The sequence below is a fragment of the Bacillus sp. 205(2023) genome (assembly GCF_037027485.1).
In the GTDB taxonomy this organism is placed as follows: domain Bacteria; phylum Bacillota; class Bacilli; order Bacillales; family Bacillaceae; genus Bacillus; species Bacillus halotolerans.
The window spans coordinates 1-237 of record NZ_JAXCHF010000053.1 but is presented as its reverse complement, the minus strand read 5'-3'; the positions used below and the strand labels follow the sequence as shown (position 1 = coordinate 237).

General features: G+C 43.0%; 1 rRNA gene. It reads right to left on the bottom strand.

The window, feature by feature from the left end:
* A 23S ribosomal RNA gene (locus WA325_RS21365) occupies window positions 1-97 on the bottom strand; the annotation flags it as partial.
* Between the last annotated feature and the right edge of the window lie 140 nt (window positions 98-237).

Here is a 237-nt window from a genome sequence, read left to right as displayed (position 1 = left end):
GCTTGCTTACAGCTCCCCGAAGCATATCGGTGTTCGTCCCGTCCTTCATCGGCTCCTAGTGCCAAGGCATCCACCGTGCGCCCTTTCTAACTTAACCGTTAAAAAGAATCACTATGTGATATCTTGTGTTACTAATTGAATGTGATGTCTACTGTTATCTAGTTTTCAAAGAACACGTTTCGAAGGAATGATCCTTCAAAACTAAACAAGACAGGGAACGTTCTGTTTATAAGACCC